Below are 21030 nucleotides of genomic sequence, written 5' to 3'. Positions count from 1 at the left end.
ATGGCCATCCGCGCAGGGCGTGGATCCATCACGAAAAAGGGCCGCACATGGCGGCCCCGTCTCGTACAGCGTGTGCGGGCTGGCTCAGTTCTTCTTGGCCACGCGCAGCACCTTCGGGGTCACGAACACCAGCAGTTCGGCCTTGTCCTTGTTGCGGCCGCGCTTCTTGAACAGATTGCCCAGGAACGGGACATCGCCCAGGAACGGCACCTTGCTGACGCTGCTGCGGTCGGTGAACTCGTACACGCCACCGATCACCACGGTCTGGCCGTCTTCCACCAGCACGGCGGTGTTGACCTCACGGCGGTTGATTTCCGGGATTTCACCGTAGCCGGCCAGGGTGATGTAGCGCTGCACTTCGTCCTTCTTGACCTCCATGTTCAGGAATACGCGGTTGTCGTCGGTGATGGTCGGGGTGACCTTCAGCTGCAGCACCACTTCCTTGAACTGCACGTTCGGGGTCTGCGCACCACCGGCACCACCGGCGCCGCTGATGGTGACGTAGCCGATTTCCTTACCCTGCTTGATCAGGGCCTCGCGCTGGTTGGTGGTCACCACGCGCGGGTTGGAGATCACCTCACCACGCGACTCTTCCTGCATGGCCGACAGTTCGACGTCCAGCAGGTAGCCCGCGTTGAGGATCGACAGCGCCAGCGAGCCGGGGTTGCTGGTGGACGCCACCGGCAGGTTCCAGTTCAGGCCACGGGCAATGGTCGGGGCAACCGGCACCGGCGCCGGGCCCACGCTGCCTCCGGCGATCCAATCGCGCACAGCGTTGGCATTGGTGTTGGCGGTGTCGACCTGCGACTTGCGGGTGTCCGCCGTGGAAGTCAGGTCGCCACCGAAGTACACATTGTCACGGCTGCCGCTGATGCCGAACTTGGCACCCAGCTCGCGGGCGAAGGTATCGGTGGCGATGACGATGCGGCTCTCGATCAGCACCTGGTCGACCGGGCGGTCGATCACGTTGATCAGCTCACGCATGCGCGCGATCTTCTTCGGGATGTCGCTGATCATCAGGGTGTTGGTGCGCTCGTCGGCGACGATGCGGCCGCGCGAAGACAGGAAGCCACTGTCTTCCTGGCTGGAGCTGCCATTGCCACCGGCGCCGCCACCACCACCACCACCGCCACCACCGATGCCCTTGGCCTCGGTCAGCGCTTTGAAGATCTGCGTGGCGCTGTGGTAGTTGATCTGCACGTAATCGGTCACCAGATCCTCGCGGTTCTCGATGGCGATGCGTGCGTCTTCCTTTTCCTGCTCGAACTTGGCCAGCTCGGCCTGCGGCGCGACCCAGATCACGCTGCCGTCGCGGCGCTTGTCCATGCCCTTGGCGCGCAGCACGATGTCCAGCGCCTGGTCCCACGGCACGTTGACCAGGCGCAGGGTCACATTGCCCTGCACCGAATCGGACGCCACGACATTCAGGTTCGACTCTTCGGCAATCAACTGCAGCACGGTGCGCACCGGCACGTCCTGGAAGTTGAAGGTGACCGGCTTGCCGCTGTAGCCACGCTCCGGCACGCCCTTGGCGGCCTGGGTGACGCTGCCGGCAGTGACGGCACCGACGGCGGCCGGTGCCTTGCGGGCACTGATCTCGACCACGTATTCGTTGCCGCTCTGGTAGGCCAGCGATTCGACCGCGCCGCCGGTGCTCAGCACCAGCTGGGTGCCCGCGCCGGACGGCTTGGCGTCGATGCGCTGCACCGGCGTGGCGAAGTCGGTGACGTTCAGCGGCTTCTGCAGGTTGGCCGGCAGTCGGGCATTGCCGACGTCGACCACCACGCTGTTGTCCTGCGTGCGCAGGTCAGGGATCGCGCCCTGGCCGTCGAACTGGACGATCAGGCGGCCGCTGCCGTCATCGCCACGTTTGAAATCGATCCGCTGCACCGACAGCGAAGCCGGCGCGGAGGCCTGCGTCGCTACGGCGGTGCCTGCCGGCTTTTCGGCCGGTGCGGCAGCCAGCGCCGGGGCGCAGGCCAGCATCAGCGCGACTCCCAGCGCGCTGATGCGGTTCAAGGTAGAGCGCCGGATGGGTCGCAGCCCCTTGGCTTGGTGAAAAGTCATCGTGCTATCCCCAGTAAACGATCATTGATCATCGAGCGCGAGCGTGGCCGGACGTTCCAGCCAGCCCCCCGCACCGTCCGGCACAAGTTCGATCAGTTCCACGCGGTCTTCGTAGACCGCGGTGACCCGCCCGTCGCTCTGCCCAAGGTATCCACCCGGGCGCACCCGGTAGGTCACCTTGTCGGGCCCCATCACCAGGGCGACCGTGCCGCCTCCGGTACCGATGGTACCCACCATGTCCAGCGCATCCAGCGGGAAGCCTTCAAGCGGCTCCTTGCGCCGGTTCGGATCCGGACGGGTTCCACCAGCCCCCTGCTGCGGATTGGCCCAGGCATCGGTGAACGGATCGCGCATGCCCTGCGCGGAATACTCGAAGGTCTCGAACTGCTGCATCACCGGCAGCGGCTCCAGCGGCTGCGCCGGTCGTGCGCGCTCGCTTTCAACCCACTTTTCCAGGTTGGGGGCGTCGCCCGGCGTGCTGGTGATGCCGCGGCCGCAACCGGCCAGCAACAACACCGCCATGGCCATGCCACCCCGTGCAATGAAGGAACGGATCACGGCTGCGCCTCCTTGCCCGCTTCAACGGTCTGTTGTTCGGCGACCTCGGCATCATCCAGGTAACGATAGGTCTTCACCGTGCCGGACAGTTCCAGCGCCCCGGCACGGCTGGTGCCGCTGGCCTTGTCCACAGGCTTCAGGTTGATGTCGTGCATGGTCAGGATGACCACGCGCGGCAGCGAGGCCACGCCACTGACGAACGCACCGAACTGGTGATAGCTGCCCACCATCTTCAGCTTGATCGGCTTCTCGGCGTAGAACTCCTTGATCTGTTCCTGTTCCGGTTCGAACAGCTGGTTGGTCAGGCCGCTGGACAGCGCGGTCTGCGAGATGTCGATGATCAGGTCCGGCATTTCGGTCTTGCTGGGCAGCTGCCGCAGCATCTGCTGCAGCACCTGTTCCATCTGCGCCAGCTGCTGGCGCAGCGGCTCCAGATTCACCGCACGCGCCTGTTCCTTGCTGAACTCCTCGCGCAGCGTGGTTTCCTGGCCTTCCAGCCCTTCCAGCTCTTCACGCTTGCCGCTGATCAGCAGCATGTACGCCACGAACATGATGACCAGGGCGATCAGCGTGCAGAACACGATCTTCGCGTTCCGCGGCCAGTTGCCGATGTCGTTGAAGTCCAGGCTCTTGAGGTCGACTTTCTTGCTCATGCGCGGTCCCCCTGCAGCGGGGCATGGAAGGCCTGCGGCGGTTGCGCCAGGCGGCTCCCCTCAGGCTTGGGCGGGGCCGGCGGCTTGGCGGCCGGGGCGGCCGGCGCGGGCTGGGCAGCCGGGCTGTTCGCCGGAGCAGCAGCAGGTGCCGGGGCTGCCGCCGGGGCAGCGCCGGGCTGTGCCGGAGCCTGGCCAGCTGCCGGGGCGGCCGCATCCGGGGCGGCCGCCAGCGGCGCGACAGCCGGAGCAGCCGCACCAGGCGTCGCCACCGAGCCATCGGCATTCAGGCCAGGGGTGGTCGTCTCGTCGCTCTGCGCCGGCAGCTTCACCGTGACCTTGAACGTATACGGCAGGGCCTTGATGTCAGCCAACAGGCTGCCCTGGGTTGCGTCCTTGTCCGGTGCGCTGGCCTGGATGATCGACAGTTCCGGGTTGGTCATCCAGCCGGACACTTCCAGGTTGCGCATATACGCCGAAACGCGTGCGTTGGACTGGGTGCGGCCTTCCAGGGTGAGCATGTCGCCGTCCTGGGTCAGGGCGGTCAGCACCACGCCATCGGGAATGGTGCGGACCAGCGCGTCGAACAGATGGACCATCTGCGAACGCTTGGCCTGCAGCTGTTCGATGACGGCCTTGCGCGCCAGCAGGCGGCTCTTCTGCTCGTCGAGGCGCTTGATCTCCTCGTTCTGCTTCTTGACCTTCTCGATCTCGGTCTGCAGGTACGCGTTGCGCTCCTGCTGGCCGCTGACCTGCATGTCGTAGTAGAACCAGATCAGCAGGGACAGCAGCAGGCCACCGAGCGCGGCCATGCCGAGCATGACGCCGAACTCGCGCTGGCGCTGCTTGCGCCGTTCGGCGCGCCAAGGCAATAGATTGATGCGTGCCATCAGTCGAAGCTCCTCAGTGCCAGACCGGTAGCGATCATCAGCGCGGGGGCATCCTGGGCAAGCGCCTGCGCCTGCACCTTCGGGCCCAGGGTCATCTGTGCCAGCGGGTTGGCGACCACGGTCGGCACGCCCAGCTGCTCTTCGACCATCTCCGGCAGACCGGCCAGCGCGGCGCAACCGCCGGCGAGCACGATGTGGTCGACCCGGTTGAATTCACTGCCTGCGTAGAAGAACTGCAGCAGGCGGCTGATCTGCTGGACCGTCGCTTCCTTGAAGGGCTCCAGCACTTCCACTTCGTAGCTTTCCGGCAGCCCGCCCTGGCGCTTGGCCAGACCGGCTTCCTCGTAGCTCAGGCCGTAGCGGCGCATGATCTCGTCGGTCAGCTGCTTGCCACCGAACACCTGTTCGCGGCTGTACAGGCTGCGGCCGCCGCGCAGGACGTTCAGCGTGGTCATGGTGGCGCCGATGTCGACCAGGGCCACCACGCCGTCGTGGGACACCGGCAGCTCGCTGGCCACCAGGGCGAAGGCGTTCTCGACCGCGAAGGCCTCCACGTCCATCACCTTGGCCTGCAGGCCGCCCAGCTCCAGCGCCGACTGGCGCAGCTCGACGTTTTCCGAGCGCGAGGCAGCCAGCAGCACCTGGACCATCTCCGGGTTGTTCGGGATCGCCCCGATCACCTCGAAGTCCAGGTTCACTTCCTCGATCGGGTACGGAATGTAGTTGACCGCTTCCAGCTCGATCTGGGCTTCCATGTCGCCTTCGTCGAGGTCGGCCGGCATCGGGATCACCTTGGTGATCACCGCCGAACCGGCCACGGCGGCCGCCGCCAGCTTGGCCTTGCTGCCGGAACGGTTCATCGCCCGGCGGATGGCCTCACCCACGGCCTCCACCTCGACGATGTTCTTTTCAACCACAGCATTCGGCGGCAACGGTTCCACGGCGTAGTGTTCCACGCGGAAACGGTTGCCGCTGCGGGAAAGCTGCAACAGCTTTACCGCAGTCGAACTGATGTCGACGCCAATGAGCGGCGACTGACTTTTTGGGATGAGCCCCACGGTTTCTCCCCTGCCGACGGGCACTTGGACACAGGATCTGCGTCCGCGCATTAATAACGTATTTTTAGCGAATGGCAACCGCCCTGCTGTGAAATCCCTCACAGGATGAACACGCAGCCCCTGGCAATTCCCCTTGCGTTCCCCGGCACCGGCCCCAGCCGCTACCTTGCGTAATCTATACTCTGCGACCACGAAATTCGCAATCGGAATCTGACACCGATGACTCGTCTCCGCCGCTGGCTGCGCTGGATCTTTGTTGTTGTCCTGGTCCTGGCGCTGGTTGGTGCTGCCGCCCTCGGCGGCCTGTACTACGCCGTATCGTCCAAGCTTCCCGACGTGCAGACCCTGCGCGACGTGGAAATGCAGGAGCCGATGTACGTCTATGCTGCCGATGGCAAGCTGATGGCCGTCTTCGGCGAGACCCGGCGCACCCCCGTCACCATGAAGGACGTGCCGGAGAACCTGAAGCGGGCTTTCCTGGCCACCGAGGATGCGCGCTTCTATGAGCATGGCGGCGTGGACTACAAGGGCATCGCCCGCGCGGTCTGGCTGCTGGCCACCACCAGCGACCGGCGCGTGCCGGGTGGTTCGACCATCACCCAGCAGGTCGCCCGCCAGTTCTTCCTCAGCTCCGAGTACAGCTACACCCGCAAGCTGGCCGAGATCCTGCTGGCCCGCAAGATCGAGTCCGAGCTGAGCAAGGACGAGATCTTCGAGCTGTACCTGAACAAGAGTTTCTTCGGCAACCGCGCCTACGGTGTGGCCGCCGCCGCCGAGTTCTACTACGGCAAGAAGCTGAACGAGCTGGACCTGGACGAAATGGCCTCGCTGGCCGGCATCCCCAAGTTCCCCTCCTCCGGCAACCCGATCTCCAACCCGGAACGTGCCCGCCAGCGCCGCGACAACTACGTGCTGCAGCGCATGGCCGACCTGAAGTTCGTCACCCAGGCCGAGGCCGATGCGGCCAAGGCCGTGCCGATGCACGCCACCCCGCATGAGCCGCCGGTGGAGGTGTACGCCCCGTACGTGGCCGAGCTGGTGCGCCAGGAGATGATCGCCCGCTTCGGCGGTGACGTGGTCAACAAGGGCTATCACGTCACCACGACCATCGATGCCACCCTGCAGGAATCGGCCAACCTGGCCGTGCGTGACGGCCTGCTGCTGTACGACCACCGCCACGGCTGGCACGGCGTGGAAAAGCAGGTGCAGCTGGGCGCCGGTGATGACGCCGCTGCCCTGGCCGAGCACCTGCGCGGCATCGCCGGCCAGGCTGGCCTGCTGCCGGCCATCGTCGCCAGCACCGGCGCCGACGGCAGCGCCACCGTGGTCCTGGCCAACCGCAGCGAGATCGTGCTGCCGGCCGGCGCCGCCAAGTGGACCAACAAGACCCCGGGCAAGCTGGTGCAGCGCGGCGACATCGTGCGCGTGCGCGCTGGTGCGAAGGAAGGCGAGTGGCTGCTGGACCAGATCCCGCGCGGCCAGTCCGCCCTGGTCTCGCTGGATGCCCACAGTGGCGCCCTGAAGGCTCTGGTCGGTGGCTTCAGCTTCTCCGGCAACAAGTTCAACCGCGCCACCCAGGCCCGCCGCCAGCCGGGTTCGAGCTTCAAGCCGTTCGTCTACGCGGCCGCCTTCGACAAGGGCTACAACCCGGCCTCGATCGTGCTCGACGCCCCGGTCGTGTTCCGCGACCGCCGCGGCAAGACCTGGGCCCCGCAGAACGACGGCGGCGGCTTCCGCGGCCCGATGCGCCTGCGCGAAGCGCTGGTGCAGTCGCGCAACCTGGTCTCGGTGCGCCTGCTTGACGGCATGGGCGTGGATTACGCGCGCAAGTACATCAGTGAGTTCGGCTTTGCCGAATCGGAACTGCCGCCGAACCTGTCGATGTCGCTGGGTACCGCCTCGCTCACCCCGCTGTCGGTGGCCCGCGGCTACGCCGTGTTCGCCAACGGTGGCTCGCGCGTGGACACCTGGCTGATCGACCAGGTGACCGACCGCGACGGCACCGTGGTGTTCAAGGAGAACCCGGCCCTGGCCTGCCGCGAGTGCGCCGGCACCAGCGACCAGCCGGTGAACCAGGTGGTGGACGGCTTCAACTTCGGCGCCCCGGCACCCAAGCCCGATGCCACGGCGGCTGCCAAGCCAGCCACCGAGACCCCGGCCGCGCCGGTCAACCCGGACGCCCGCACCGCCCCGCGCGCGATCGACGCCCGTACGGCTTACCAGCTGGTGTCGATGATGCGCGACGTGGTCCAGCGCGGTACCGGTACCGCCGCCAAGGTGCTCGGCCGCGCCGACCTGGGTGGCAAGACCGGTTCGACCAACGACCACCGCGACGCCTGGTTCTCCGGCTTCGGCGGCCCGTACGTGACCACCGTCTGGGTGGGCCGCGACGACTTCCGCTCGCTGGGCTACCGCGAATACGGTGGCAAGGCCGCCCTGCCGATCTGGATCGACTACATGCGCGTGGCCCTGAAGGACGTGCCGCTGGCCGAGAACGAACCGCCGGCCGGCATGGTCCAGGCCACGCTCAACGGCGCGGTGGAGTGGGTGAAGGTGGAGGACATGGACCGCCTGACCGACTACGACCTCAACCTGCAGAACACCCCGCAGGCCGACGCCGCCGCGTTCGATATCTTCTAAGGCCGGTACGGGTGCCGGTACAGGTGGGTGCCAACCGTTGGTTGGCACTGCCTTTGCCTCTGCCTCTGCCTGGTGGGTGCCAACCGTTGGTTGGCACTGCCTTTGCTTCTGCCTCTGCCTGGTGGGTGCCAACCGTTGGTTGGCACTGCTTGGGCATCCGCCGGGCATGGCCCGGCGCTACCGGTAGATGCCAACCTTGGTTGGCGCTTCCTGCTCTGGTGGGTGCCAACCGTTGGTTGGCACTGCCGTAGTGCAGCCGAGCATGGGCTCGGCTCTACAGGAACCGCCCGCCCCCCACGCAGATGTCACATCACTGCGCTAACCTGTCCCCAGGTCGCATCAGGAGTCTTTGCATGCATCGGGCACGTCAGCATGCTGCCAGCCAGACCCGCGAGCGGCGCCACCGCCTCGCCCACGAAGCCGCCCGCCTCATGGCCGAAGGCGGCATCCGCGACTACCACCGAGCCAAGTTGAAGGCCGCCAGCCGCCTCGGCATCCATGACGATGCCTCCCTGCCCCGCAACGTCGAGATCGAAGACGCCCTGCGCGAGTACCAGCGCCTGTTCGCCGGGCCCGAGCACGGCAACGACCTGCAGCGCCGCCGCGAGGCCGCAGGGCGCGCCCTGGAATTCCTGCATGGCTTCGCCCCGCGCCTGGTCGGTCCGGTGCTGGACGGCACCGCCGACAGCAACAGCCCCGTGCAGCTGCACGTGCACAGCGATGACCCGGAAGCCGTGCACCGCTTCCTCGACGAACACGGCATCCCTGCCGAATCGCGCGTGCGCCGCCTGCGCCTGGACCGCGAGCGCAACCTGGACGTACCGGTGTGGGTGTTCAGCGCGGAGGAACTGACCTTCGACCTGGCCGTGCTGCCGTACGACGCCCTGCGCCAGGCACCGCTGTCACCGGTGGATGAGAAACCCATGCGGCGGGCATCCATCGCGCAGCTGCGGCAGCTGCTGGCAGAAGCGGAGATCGCCGCCTACATCGCGCCGCCCCTGTAGAGCCGAGCCCATGATCGGCTGCTCTTCCGCGCGGCACCGCAAGGGTAGCGCCGGGCCATGCCCGGGCGAGCGCAGCGGCGTTACACCCACCAACGCATCACATCGCGTAACGCGGGTCCAGCGGCTTGTCCATCAACCGCGACAACCACGGCATCGGCTCGCGCTGCGGGTACTCCTTCATCATGCGCTCGTGCAGCACCTGCATGTCGCTGAGCATCCAGCCGTGGAAAACCACATCCTGGAACGGGTCGGACCACGAGTTCTGCAACCGGTCCAGGCCTCCGTCCAGTGGCGGCAGCGCCCCGCTGGGCAGGTCCAACATCGGCCGCAGCGCTTCATCCAGTGCAGCCGTGCGCTGCCCTGCCCTTTGCAGCTGCGCGACGCTCTCTTTCACATGCCAGCAGATGAAAGGCGCACACACACCCGTCGCCCGGATGTAATCGGAGATATCCGCCAGCATGTCGGCCTGCAGCTGCTTGGATTCCTCGCCCAAATACACCTCACGCGCCCGCATCGCGCGCAGCGTCGCCGCACGTACCTCGTCGGCCGTGGTGTAATCCTGCCCGGGCTTGCCGCCGCCGTGGAGTGCCACGGCCACGCGATGCATCGACTGCTCCTGGATCAACCGCACCTGCACCTTGGCAGCCTCCGGATGCACGCGCGGTACCGGCGGGTTGCTGATCTTCCAGATGATCCAGCAGGAATACACCAGCCCCAGCACCAGCAGCGCGTAGACAAGCGTCCATCCGTTGATGCTGCGGACCACATAGTTGTACCGCGCGCGCCACACATAGAAGCGCCGGTAGGTCATGAAGCGGCTGAACTTCTTGTACATCGCCATCTCCCTCTGAAGTGCCCCGGCGCAACGGGCATCCTTCTGCGCGCCACGCCGGGGCGTCACGGCTTACCAGCCAATGCCCACACCCACGCCCATGCTGCGTTCACCACTGTTGGTGAAGGCACCATTGAGGCTGAAGGTTGCCGAGCCCTTGTCGTTCAACACGCGCTGGTAGCCCACGGCCATGGCCGACTCGCCCTCGCTGTAACCCACGCCCGCACCCAGGCGGTTGTAGGTGTTCAGGCCGGCGGTGTTCATGGCCATCGCACTCTGCGCGCTGCTCATCGCCGCCATGCGGTTGAAGCGCTTGTCCATCTTGTCCAGGCGGCGGTCCACCTCGCGGGAGATGCCATCGCTGTACTCGTTGGCACGGGCCAGCATCTTCTCGAGTTCGGCGGTATCCACCTGCGGCTTGGGCGATTCTGGCTTGGGTGCATCGGCCTGCGGCTGCGGCGACGACTTCGGTGCGTTGCCGGCATCGGCCACGACCTTGTTGTCACCACTGGACGGCGGCGGTGCAGCCGGCTCGTCGGCGGCCGGCGTGGCCGCCGGGGCGGACGATGCGCCGCTGTCCGCCGCAGCCACGGTGAGCGTACGCGACTGCGGTGCCTGCGGCTGGCCGTCGATACGCTGCTCCAGCCCGTCCATGCGGCCGTTGAGCTGCTGCTGCATGGAATGCAGCTGACCACCGTTGACCGCATCGCGGCTGCCGGCGGCGATGGCACCGTTGGCGACGTTGGACAGCACCATGCCGTTGGCACCGGCAAAGGTGAGCTGGTTCAGGCCGTCGTTGCGGACGGTCGGGCTGTCCTGGAAGACCGAGCGGAGCTGGGATTCCACGCGCTCGGTGCGTGTGGTGTTGGTGACGACGGCGGAGTCCAGGCTGGACAAGGCCTCGTTGAGGGTGGACTGCTGGCTGCCCTGCACGTTGAAGGTCGGGTTGATGATGTTGCCGTTGGCGTCGACATCGCCGCCGAGGGTGGCGAGCGCACCGCGGAGCTGGCCGACGGTGGCGGCATCGGTGGCGTTGCGGCCGTTGGCTACGTTTACGATGCGGCGTTGGAGGCCTCTGTGCCCAACTGAGACAGTACTGGCCTCCTCAGCTATCGATTCTGCGCCCAAGGCGACAGCGTTGAAGGCAGATGTCCCAACCACGCTGGCTGCGCCCAATGCGATACCGCCGAATGCACCCACTTGAGACTCTGTTCCTACCGCGAACCCCCGTTCGGCGCTCTTGTGGACGTGTGAACCGCGCCCAAGTGCAACCGAATTCTTGCCGGATGCCACTGCGGCAAATCCAACCGCAACAGCACCTTCTGAATCAGGGGATGCCTTCGACCAGTCACCTATGGAAACGCCGAACTTCCCCGCCATCGGCGGATCAGAATCATCATCCTCGTAGGGTGTCACACCGAATGCAAAGTTGCGCACTTTCCCTTCAACAGCGCCAATTCGCTCATTGCTCGCATAGAGCTGACTTCCGACTACGACATCGCTGCTACGCGGACTGAGCACCCCATCAGCAACACCCGTCAATCGCGCGCCGCCGTAATCGATCACGTTGCCCTGCTCCGCCGCCATCAGCCCGCGCGACAGCAGCCCATCACGTTCACCGCGCAGGTCATTCAGATCATTGCGGTTGCGGGCGATCTCCTGCTTCGCCTCAAACAGCTGGCTACCGGTTACAGCATCACGGCTGCCTGCGGCAACGCGGCCGTCGGCCAGATTGGTCAGCACCGAACCATTGGCGCCTGCCAGCACCAGCTGATTCAGGCCATCGGCACGCACCGACGGGCCATCCAGGAATACGGAGCGCAGCTTGCCTTCCAGGTTGTCCACGCGGCTGTCCGCAGTGACCACGGCGCTGTCGAGTGCGGCGAGGGCATCGCCGACATTGCTCTGGGTGCCGCCTTGGATGTTGTAGGTGGGAGCGATGATGTTGCCGCTGCTATCCATGCCTGCGCCCGCGCCCAAAGTCCGAAGGGCGTCATCAAGCTGAGCAACCGTAGAGGCGTCGGACAGGCCCGCACCACGTCCGACATTAGTGATCCTGCGCACCAGTCCTTCGCCACCAACCGACACCGTTCCAGCCACATCAGCGATGGACCCTTCACCAATTGCAACACTGCCTCTTGCGGAAGACGTCACCCTCGAGTCTGCACCCAAAGCGATTCCTCCTTCCGCATCAACGCTAGAGCTAGCGCCGAGTGCGAACCCTTTGGTGGCGGACTGGATAACTTGGGACCCCCGTCCCAGCGCAACAGAGTTGGTACCCAGTGCGCTAGCAAAACCACCAACCGCAACTCCTCCCTCACCCACCCTGGATGCTTCTGCAGACTCACCGATGGCAACACCGAACCAGCCCGCATAGGCATCTTCACTATACTCATCAGTACCGATTTTGAAGAAGCGGCCGCCGTACTCCATTGAGGCGATTCGCTCATTGCTAGCAAAGAGCTGCCCACCATTCACAGCGTCTGTACTCGCTGAAGAGCTGATATCACCCGCGGCCACACCACGTAGCTTCCCGCCGGCGATATCCACGCTTCCGTCGGCAGCAAACTTCACGACGCCATCCAGGTCCGGATCGAAGTCCTCGAATTCCGAGCGCAGCGCATCCAGATCGCGTCGATTGTCGGCGATGTGGCCAGACTGCGTTGCCAGGTCGCTGGTGTGGCCTGCAAGTACACCCTCATTCGCTCGGACCTTTTCGTTGGTGACGAACAACTGCTTGCCGGTCACCGCATCGGTGCTGCTGTCGGTCAGACGTGCATCGTCCACGTTGACGATGCGGCGCTTCAGATCCGTCGCGGCGTTGCCCACCGATACCTCATTGATGCCCGTAGTCTCGGAGCCCTCGCCCAGAGCCACCGAGTTCTCGTGCTTTGCCTTGGCATTGCCGCCCAGTGCCACCGCGAACTTGGCCGAGGCGGCCGATGCGCTGCCCACGGACACGGCATTGTTGCCATTGGCAATGGCGCTATGGCCCATGGCAAAGGCTGCCACACCATTGGCCTTGGCAGCCTCGCCCATCGCCATTGCCAGACTGCCCGTGGCGGTCGCGCGGTTGCGATCTTCAATCACCGCCGAGGTGGCTACGGCATTACCGGTTGCATCGGCCTTGGCCTTGGCCTGGTTGGCGGTCGTCTGCGCGGCGGAAGCATCAGCAAATGCGGCGTCGGCGCGCGACTGCGCCGTTGCCAGACGATCATGGGTGGCCTGCAGCTGCTTGCCAGTCACAGCTTCGGTGCTGGTTGCGCTGATGGTGCCATCGGCGAGGCCACTCAAGGTCCGATTTGCATCGGCGCTGTTGCGCACATCCAGCACGGTGCCCGCATTGGCGCCCCCCAGACGCACGTCGCCATCGCCGGCCACTTCGTTGATCAGGCCACCGAGCAGATCTGCTTTTGCGTCCGCCCGATTGGCAACGGCCTCCGCGCCCACCGCCGTCCTGATGACGGCATTGATCCGTGTTTCGGTTGCATGAAGCTGCCTGCCGGTCACAACCTCGTTGCTGTCGGTGCCGACCTTGCCGGCGGTCACGCCGTCAATTACACGACTGGCATTGGCCTTGTTGCGGACATCCAGCACGGTGCCGGTATTTTCACCGCCCAACCGAACGTTGCCATTGGCAGCAGCCTGGCTGACCAGACCGCCAAGAGCATCGGCTTTTCCCAGTGCGTTGTTTGCCGTGCTCTGTGCAGTTGTCACGTTGTTGTTGGTGGCAAACAGCTGCTGGCCCGTAACGGCATCACTACTGGATGCGCTCAGCGTGGCGTTCTGTACGCCGTTGATATAACGCTTCCCGCCCTCCTTGTTGCTGACGGTCAGTACGTTGCCGGTGTTTTCAGCGCCCAGGTACAGGATGCCACCTCCATGGGCCTGCTTCACCAAGCCACTGATCCGCTGGCTCTCCTGGTGCATCTGCTTGCCGGTCACCGCGTCGCTGCTGGTGGCGTTGATGTCACCGTCGGCCAGGTTGACGATCTTGCGCTTCAGCGTGGCATTGCCCACCGATACCTGCTTGATGCCATTGGTCTGCGATTGCTCGCCAAGCGCGACAGACTCCTCGTGCCCTGCCACCGAATTGCTGCCCAGCGCCACGGAGTACTTTGCCGCAGCGCGCGCGGACGCGCCCATTGCAACGCCATTCAGTGCTTCCGCCTTCGACATGTGTCCCACGGCGGTCGTTGCGTCACCAGTTGCCTTGGAGAGGTTGCCGATGGCCAGGGAGACAGCGCCCGTCGCTACGGCCTTGTTCGCTTCGGAAATCGCGGCGCTCGTGGCAATGGCCCGGTTGGTGCTGTCGATGCGCTGGTTGGTGGCATGCAATTGCTTGCCGGTAATTGCATCGCTGCTCGTCGCGCTGACGTCACCATCATTCAGATTGATGATCCTGCGCTTGATCGAGCCGCTGCCGACCGAGACCTGCCGGTCACCGCTGGTTTCCGAGCCTTCACCCAGTGCGACAGAATTCCTGTGAATGGCGCGGGTGTTTCCGCCTAAGGCTACGGCACCGACGCCAGCTGCACGCGAGCCGCTACCAAGGGAAATTGCGTTATCTGCGCCCGCATAGGCGGAATGACCCAATGCGAGTGCTGCAACACCGTTGGACTGCGCTAGATGACCGACTGACAGCGCCAAGTGCCCACGGGACGTAGCCTGCTTATCATCAAGCGTAGAGCCAGCCGCGATCACCGCATTTGCAGTGGCGTTGTTGTCAATGACCTGCTGCAGCTGCCGACCATTGACCGCGTCGAAGCTGCTGCTGTTGACGACACCGTCAGCAACGTTGACGATGCGCCGTCGGCTTTTGGCGGCTGCGTTGCCAACCGAGACCGTGTCTGTCTCGGTGGCGACCGAGCCACGACCGAGGGCGACGGAGCGAACGGCTGTGGCCTTGGCTTCGTAGCCCACCGCAAGGCTATCGTATTCCGCCTTTGATCGTCCCCCTATAGCTACGGCACCTGTCCAGCCGGACGTACCCGCATTGGCGTCGTTACCGATGGCAATGCGTGAGACGCCGCCGCCCTCAACGGCTTTCGCTGCGTAGCCCATCGCAATGGACATGTCTCCGTGTGCATACGCGCTAGTGCCTACCGCTACAGCACCGTTGCCGTCCGCTTCGGATCGGGCACCAAATACTGCACTGTTGCTTTGCTTCGCCCGGGTGTCGAATCCGAACACCGCATTGTTGTTGCCCACCGACCTTGACCAGTTGCCGAACAAGGTGGAGTAGCTTCCGTGCATGTAGCTGCTCATGCCAAGCATCATGTAGGACCTTGAGCCCGTCACCAGCGTGTTTGGCTGCGACCCCTCCACTTCTGCCATGAAGGGTACGCAGTTGTACTGGCTTGGGTTCTGGCACGTGTTGTAGTAATAGGCATGCGCGTTATTCACCCCCACGCCGGGCAGCATTGCCATGGCCAGCACCAGTGCAGAGGCGCCGACAGTAGAAGAGGCCTTTCCACGCGGTGAAGTCAGCTCACTGGCCACCACCCAGCACTGCCGTGCGGTGGACCAGAGGCGGCGATAGATCTTGTTCATCAGGTGTCTCCTTAACAGGGAATACAGAAGAAACCCGCCCGCGCCCAGCGCAAGGCGGGGTGTGGGGATCAGGGAGTAAGGGTCTGCACGTGCTCGCGATAACCATCGCGGGTCAGCCGGTAGCGCAGCTGCACGGTGTGCCCGGCTTCAACGGCAAACGGCAGCTGCAGCGCACTGCCGGGATACAGGCTGCGGGAGACGTCGTGCGCGGTGCAGCGGTTGCCGACGCAATCGGAAATGCTGGTAATGCCCAGGCGCAGCGTGCCGTCGTTGCGCAGGGTATTGCCCTGCAGGCGTGGCAGCACTGTGCCATCGGCCGGCAGCACGTTCACCAGCGCGCCCCAGACCAGGTTGACACCAACCTTCGCCTCGGCGGCCTCCTTGGCGTCTGCGGTTGCTTCTTCCGGCCCGCTGACGCCTTCGAAGTACACGCGATACGCCGCTTCCCGCTCCACCGGCTGCAGCGGGATGACCCGTATCAGGCGATTGCCGGCACCTGAAAGTGCAAATTTGGCAGGCGTCACTGCAATCTCCGCATCGCCGGGCTCCACCTCCACCTCGCGCTCATCGGCATCGGCCGGGTTGACGATGCGCCGCAGTGAGGCCTGGATGTACTGCGGCTGGGCGGACTGCGAGTAGACGCGGATCTGCGTACCCCGTTTGGCATCCACCGAGGTGCGCATGGGATGCACGGTGAGGTTGGCCTGGGCAGGCACCGCCAGCAGCAGGGAGAGGGGCAGCAGACAGAAAGAAAGACGTTTCATGGACACTCCTGGTGGGGATCAGGGCACACCGGTGGGGACGCGGAGCTCGACCTTGAGATCGCCGCGGTAATAGCCCGCCTGTTTCTCGGCAATGGGCACGCGCGGCATCTCCAGCCGCAGCGGTGTATCCACGCAGAACACGGGCTGGCTCATGCCGGGCAGCACCACCAGCTTCAACTTGGCGGTATCGATGCCGGTGAGTTGCTCTTCCACGCCGTTGCGCATGGGCAACGGCGCGCCGTTGTAGTCGAGGGTGACGTTGTAATCGAGGCGCTCGCTGTCGCCGGTGCCACCACTGTCGCGATGCCATGCGGAGAAGCCAGTGGGGCCGGGTGTTCGGCTGCCGGAGTCGCGGACGGTTACACCCAGGTAAGGCGAGTGCGACCCGAGTCCGTCGTACAGGCACATGTCCACGGTCGTGCCGCCACCCACAGTCTGGGTGATGGGGTCGTAGCGGAGGTTCATGCCGACGTGTGGGGAGATTTCGTCGAAGTGCGGGAAGTAGATGGCTACTGCGTCGCGGTCGGTGACAGTGAAGGAGAATTCGAAGTTGTAGCTCGCCACATTTGAGTTGGCAGGCGTACGCAACGACAGATCCAGACGCGCGGTCCAGACCCCAGCAACCAGTTTGCTCAACTCATTTTTCTCAAGCCACAGCTCCGCACCCGTGCCTGCAGCTTTCGAACGGCAATACTCTCCAGATACTGACCAGGGAGCCAGTAGACTTCCGTGCCAGAAGTCACCGAGACACACTCGGCTGGACAGTGCTCTCTCAATGCCAGCCGTGACATTTAAGTTAAAGCGGGCAGACGTTCTCGCCTCTGTGAAAGTTAACGGGATTGTTTTTGCACCAATTCCTATAAGTTCCTGACCCACAGTCGGGCACTGTCCGTGTTCGGCGCTGGATTCAGATGTGCAAACGAAATGCAACAGTCCGTACTGCAGGCTCGAGTCTGTATGGCTATAGCCGAGCACGGTTCGACGCGGCAGAATCTCCACATCGCCCGGCAACGCCGAGCGATCCCAACTCATCACAATGTCCTGGTGCGTGCTCACCGGATGCGTCTCCGGCGGCCGCTGCGCAAACGCCCGCGGCACCATCACCACCAGCGCGGTACTCAACATCACCCACATCAATCCGCGAATCGCGCGCTTCATGGCGTACCTCCTGCCGCAGCGGTCTGCTGCGTGCCTGCAATCAACGCCTGTTCCTGCAGCAGCCGGGTTACCCGCGCCTGCTGGCGGATATCCGGCGGCAGCTGCGCCACTGAAAGCGGCTCGCAGTTCACCGCGCCCACCAGCATCACCACGCTGCGGCGCTCGCGGACCTGCAGCGGGCACTGCAGCAGGCGGTCATCCTGCAGCAGGTACAGGGTGCGTTCGCGGCGCGGGAAGTCGGCCACGAAACCGCCGTTGCTGCCGGTGCCGGGCACGGGGGCGTTGAGGATGCGGGCGCCGCCCAGCGGCACGCCGGCCACGTCGCGGGCGTTGCCGATGAAGGTGTAGGTCACTTCAATCGGCACCGGCATGCGCACCAGGCGGCCGGGCGCGAGGAACAGCGGGCGCGCGCCACCCACGCCGGTCACGCGGATGGCGGCATCGCTGTTCAGTGCGCTGGCATCCTGCACTTCGGCGCGGTGCGATTGATAGGCCGACAGCGGCATCAGCCGGCGTTCGCCCAGCGCCAGGCGCTGCTTGCGCTGGCCACCCACCTGCAGCTCGGCGGCCACGCCGGTCAGCTCCAGGTCGTCGGTGCCATCCACCTGCACCGCCAGGCCGGCCTCGGCACCCAGGCCGCCACCCCAGTAGAAACCACGACGGCCCAGCGCCAAGCCGGAGCTGTGGGTGGCGGTATAGCTCAGTTCGTCGCCGCCGCGCTGCTGGTAATGCGACACGCTGGCGCCGGTGTGGCCGTACTTGTTCTGGGTCTGGGCGCTCAGCGATGCGCTGTAGCGGTCAGTGTTGTTGCCGCGCAGGTCCACGGTGGCCTCGCGGTACAGGGCATCCACTTCCTGGCGCAGGGTCTGGCTGGCGCCGTAGTTCACATCCGGGCGCGCGTGCTGCGGCTGGCGCACATCCACGGCGTAGCGGCGCTGCGAGCTGCCGATGTCGCGGCGCTGCAGGCGGGTCAGGCTGAGGTTGATGAAGATGCCGCGGTCGCGGCTGTCGCCCACGCTGCGCTGCGTGGCCTGCTGCCAGACGCCCACGCGGGTGGAGACGCTGAATTCCTGCCAGCGCTGCACGCGGCTGTAGCTGGCCTGCCAGGTGCGGGTGAGGTTGGGGTCGCGGCTGTAGCGCGGCTCCCACGGCAGCAGCGGGTCGAGCGCAGCCATCGGGTCATCGGGGTCGGGGGTGAGCACGGTGCCTCGGCTCCAGGTCTGGCGGCGGGTGTAGGCGACGTAGGCGTTGCCACCGCCGATGGGCAGTGACATCGAGGCGCTGAGCGAATCGGCGCAGGCCAGGCGGTCGCGGGTATCGAATTCAAATTGGCAGGCACGGCCACGCATGCGCTGCTGGTAGACGTTCCAGGACGCCTTGCGGCGGTAGGACAGCTGGTGCTGCTGGCCGCTGCTGCCATCGCTGCCGCGCATGCCGCTGAAGCTGGCGCGCACGTCCTGGGTGGTGAACATGTGGCGCAGGTCCACGCGCAGCTCGCCGTAGCTGAAACCGCCGAGATCGGCGACGCCTGCGGTAAGCGCCATGTCGCGGCCCATCGGCACGCGCAGGCCGGCCATGGCGGCCATCTCGCCATCAAACCGGTCACTGCGGCGCTCATTGCGGCGGCCGCCCTGCATGAACCACTGCACGCTGCTGTTGGCCCAGTCGCCCCCCTTGTCGAACGGTGCTTCCTCGCTGCGCACCAGCACGCCGTCCTCGTAGATGCGCAGGGTGATGGTGTAGTTGCCGAACGGGAAGCGGCGCGTGTCCAGATCGTTGATGCCGGCCTGCAGGTAGAAGCTCTGCAGCAGGCGCTCGCCATCGAAGGCATCCACGCGTGCATCGCGGGCCAGCAGCACGGTCAGCGGCGTGGACTGCACGGCCGCTTCGGTATCCACGTAGGCCTGGGTGGTGCCGATGCGCAGGCCGGCGAAGCGGTCCATCGGCAGCATGCTGAAACTGAAGGTGCCACCCTGCGGGCTGGACAGGTTGCGGCGGTCCATGCGCCCGGCCTGCAGGTAGTGCTGCGGGCCCAGGTCATGGCGGTAATAGGCGTTGTCGAACTGGAAATCGTGGCGGCGTCGGCCACCGCGGTACTGCTGGCTGTTGAGGTTCCAATCCACGGCGATGTGGCCGCGCTGGAACATCCCCAGCGCGCCCGCGCCCTGGGCGGTGATGGCCTGGTAGCCGCGGCCGCCGCTGAGGTTGACGGTCTGCTGGTGCAGGAAGGCGTTCTCGGCATTGCTGCTGATCTGGTGGAAGCGGTCGGCGGCGGGCTCGGCGGTGATCCATTGCTTGGCCACGAACAGGCGCACGGCGCCCTCGCCTTCGTCATACAGCGCGCGCACGGTGTTGGGGTCTTCCGGCGGATCGAGGTAGCCGCAGCCGGCTTCGGCGCCGCCGAAGCGGCAGGCCAGGTGGCTGTTGCGCGCCAGCGGCTGCGTGAGTGCGGGCAGCAGCGCCGCCTGGGCATCGGCCGGCAGGTCGAGCGCCTGCAGCACGCGTGCGGGATCTTCCAGCTGCACGTGTTCCAGGGTGACGCGCACCGGTGAGAGCCCGGCGCTGCGGCCGAACAGGCGGATGTCGAGTTGTTCGACCTGGCCTTCAACCAGATCCTCGAAACCGACGGGAACGCCGCGTGCCGCGACCAGCGGCGTGGCCAGCGACAAGGCGAGCGCGACCGCCAGCCGGGTGACGGCGGGTGCGGGAGCTTTCATGGGAGGGGTGCCTGGTGCGGCCGGCCCGGTGGTCGGGCCGGCGCGGGGTTCAACGCGGGGTGTTACGGGGTGCCAGCGGCATGGACCATGGCGATGGTGACGATGCCCACGTACTTGCCGTCGACGGTGATCTTGTCGGTGCCGCCGTGGGCGATACGCAGCTCCATCGGGATGGACGCGCCATCCATCGCACCGTCGAAGATCTTGCTGGCCTCGTAGGTCCGCGGGGTAGTGCTGAGGGCTTCGCCGTTCAGGCTGACCGCCAGCGGCACGGCGGTGCCGCCACCACCTTCACGCAGCAGCACCGGATCAGCACCCAAGCGCACTTCAACGTCCTTGTCGGTGCCATTGCTATAGATGCGGACGCGATCGGTCCAATCGCCCAGTCGGCCGCTGACGGGGTTGTGAACCAGCCGGACCGAATCGTCCAGGGCAGTGCCATCGGCTTTCAGCAGGGCCAGGGATGCATCGACGCTGGCCCAGACAGCGATTTCGGCTTCGGCGGCGTGTGCGGACAGCGAAGCGGTGGCCAGCGCTGCAGCCAGCGCGACCTTCTTCAGAATGGTATTCATCGGTTGTCTCTCTCGGACAATGAAAGGAAGAAGCTCCCCTCCCGGAGGAAGGAGGGTGGGAGGGGAGCGTCACCACGCCGGAGGTAGGGAGTGGCGACGGAGAGAATGGTAGGAACCCCTACCCCCGTTGACCATTCAACGATTCCTAAATATTTGGTTGTTAAGGAATTTTAGGGATGGCGGTCAAGAATTGAGAGAGATGCAACTTTTCGCCGATTGTTTTGCAACTAACCTCATTGCCCGAGCAGAGGCATCCACGCATGGCGTGGCTCTACTGTAGATTCAGAGAGCAAACGCGTAGCAGTAGATCCACGCCATGCGTGGATGGCACGAACGCCCAACGTCAGTAGATCCACGCCATGCGTGGATGGCACGAACGCCCAACGTCAGTAGATCCACGCCATGCGTGGATGGCACGAACGCCCAACGTCAGTAGATCCACGCCATGCGTGGATGGCACGAACGCCCAACGTCAGTAGATCCACGCCATGCGTGGATGGCACGAACGCCCAACGTCAGTAGATCCACGCCATGCGTGGATGGCACGAACGCCCAACGTCAGTAGAT

At 65.3% G+C, this 21030-nt stretch carries 13 protein-coding genes; 2 read left to right on the top strand and 11 right to left on the bottom strand.

Annotation, left to right across the window (positions count from 1 at the left end; translation table 11 throughout):
* Nucleotides 1-84: 84 nt before the first annotated feature.
* The 5 genes from IAE56_RS07390 to IAE56_RS07370 are packed head-to-tail and all read right to left on the bottom strand — an operon-like array spanning nucleotide 85 to nucleotide 5223.
* Entirely contained in the window at nucleotides 85-2067 is a 1983-nt protein-coding gene (locus IAE56_RS07390; RefSeq protein ID WP_200752061.1) for a type IV pilus secretin PilQ family protein, read from the bottom strand.
* Between the two features lie 21 nt (nucleotides 2068-2088).
* Complete coding sequence (locus tag IAE56_RS07385) at nucleotides 2089-2625, bottom strand: pilus assembly protein PilP (protein WP_174213516.1); 537 nt, start codon at nucleotides 2623-2625, stop codon at nucleotides 2089-2091.
* Nucleotides 2622-3278 carry a type 4a pilus biogenesis protein PilO gene (gene pilO, locus IAE56_RS07380; RefSeq protein WP_200752060.1) on the bottom strand — a complete coding sequence of 219 codons (657 nt, stop codon included), beginning with the start codon at nucleotides 3276-3278 and terminating at the stop codon, nucleotides 2622-2624. The genes IAE56_RS07385 and pilO overlap by 4 nt, the downstream gene beginning before the upstream one ends.
* On the bottom strand, nucleotides 3275-4165 hold the full coding sequence (locus IAE56_RS07375; protein ID WP_200752059.1) for a PilN domain-containing protein: 891 nt from the start codon (nucleotides 4163-4165) through the stop codon (nucleotides 3275-3277). Before IAE56_RS07375 ends, pilO begins: the two co-directional genes overlap by 4 nt.
* A complete protein-coding gene (locus IAE56_RS07370) occupies nucleotides 4165-5223 on the bottom strand; it encodes a pilus assembly protein PilM (protein WP_108769848.1) in 1059 nt (352 codons plus the stop codon). The genes IAE56_RS07375 and IAE56_RS07370 overlap by 1 nt, the downstream gene beginning before the upstream one ends.
* 219 nt (nucleotides 5224-5442) lie before the next feature.
* On the opposite strand from IAE56_RS07370, the gene IAE56_RS07365 reads away from it, so the two are divergent.
* Nucleotides 5443-7863, top strand: a complete 2421-nt coding sequence (locus IAE56_RS07365) for a penicillin-binding protein 1A (RefSeq protein WP_200752058.1) — start codon at nucleotides 5443-5445, stop codon at nucleotides 7861-7863.
* Between the two features lie 353 nt (nucleotides 7864-8216).
* The gene (locus tag IAE56_RS07360) at nucleotides 8217-8867 is read left to right on the top strand and encodes a hypothetical protein (RefSeq protein WP_200752057.1); all 651 of its coding nucleotides are present in this window, start codon (nucleotides 8217-8219) and stop codon (nucleotides 8865-8867) included.
* Between the two features lie 97 nt (nucleotides 8868-8964).
* Here IAE56_RS07360 and IAE56_RS07355 read toward each other — a convergent pair whose 3' ends face one another.
* The 6 genes from IAE56_RS07355 to IAE56_RS07330 form a co-directional block, all read right to left on the bottom strand.
* Nucleotides 8965-9702 carry a hypothetical protein gene (locus IAE56_RS07355; RefSeq protein WP_200752056.1) on the bottom strand — a complete coding sequence of 246 codons (738 nt, stop codon included), beginning with the start codon at nucleotides 9700-9702 and terminating at the stop codon, nucleotides 8965-8967.
* A 69-nt stretch (nucleotides 9703-9771) separates the two neighbouring features.
* On the bottom strand, nucleotides 9772-15252 hold the full coding sequence (locus IAE56_RS07350; protein ID WP_200752055.1) for an ESPR-type extended signal peptide-containing protein: 5481 nt from the start codon (nucleotides 15250-15252) through the stop codon (nucleotides 9772-9774).
* A 68-nt stretch (nucleotides 15253-15320) separates the two neighbouring features.
* On the bottom strand, nucleotides 15321-16016 hold the full coding sequence (locus tag IAE56_RS07345) for a pilus assembly protein (protein ID WP_200752054.1): 696 nt from the start codon (nucleotides 16014-16016) through the stop codon (nucleotides 15321-15323).
* Nucleotides 16017-16034: 18 nt separating this feature from the next.
* The gene (locus IAE56_RS07340) at nucleotides 16035-17174 is read right to left on the bottom strand and encodes a CfaE/CblD family pilus tip adhesin (protein ID WP_200752053.1); all 1140 of its coding nucleotides are present in this window, start codon (nucleotides 17172-17174) and stop codon (nucleotides 16035-16037) included.
* Nucleotides 17171-19891, bottom strand: a complete 2721-nt coding sequence (locus tag IAE56_RS07335; RefSeq protein ID WP_200752052.1) for a TcfC E-set like domain-containing protein — start codon at nucleotides 19889-19891, stop codon at nucleotides 17171-17173. Before IAE56_RS07335 ends, IAE56_RS07340 begins: the two co-directional genes overlap by 4 nt.
* 62 nt (nucleotides 19892-19953) lie before the next feature.
* Nucleotides 19954-20463, bottom strand: a complete 510-nt coding sequence (locus IAE56_RS07330) for a CS1 type fimbrial major subunit (RefSeq protein ID WP_200752051.1) — start codon at nucleotides 20461-20463, stop codon at nucleotides 19954-19956.
* Nucleotides 20464-21030: the final 567 nt, after the last annotated feature.

This window comes from Stenotrophomonas sp. S41 (genome assembly GCF_016624625.1).
Taxonomy (GTDB): domain Bacteria; phylum Pseudomonadota; class Gammaproteobacteria; order Xanthomonadales; family Xanthomonadaceae; genus Stenotrophomonas.
Note: the sequence above shows the minus strand (reverse complement) of the source record. Positions and strands in the feature narration are given on the sequence as shown.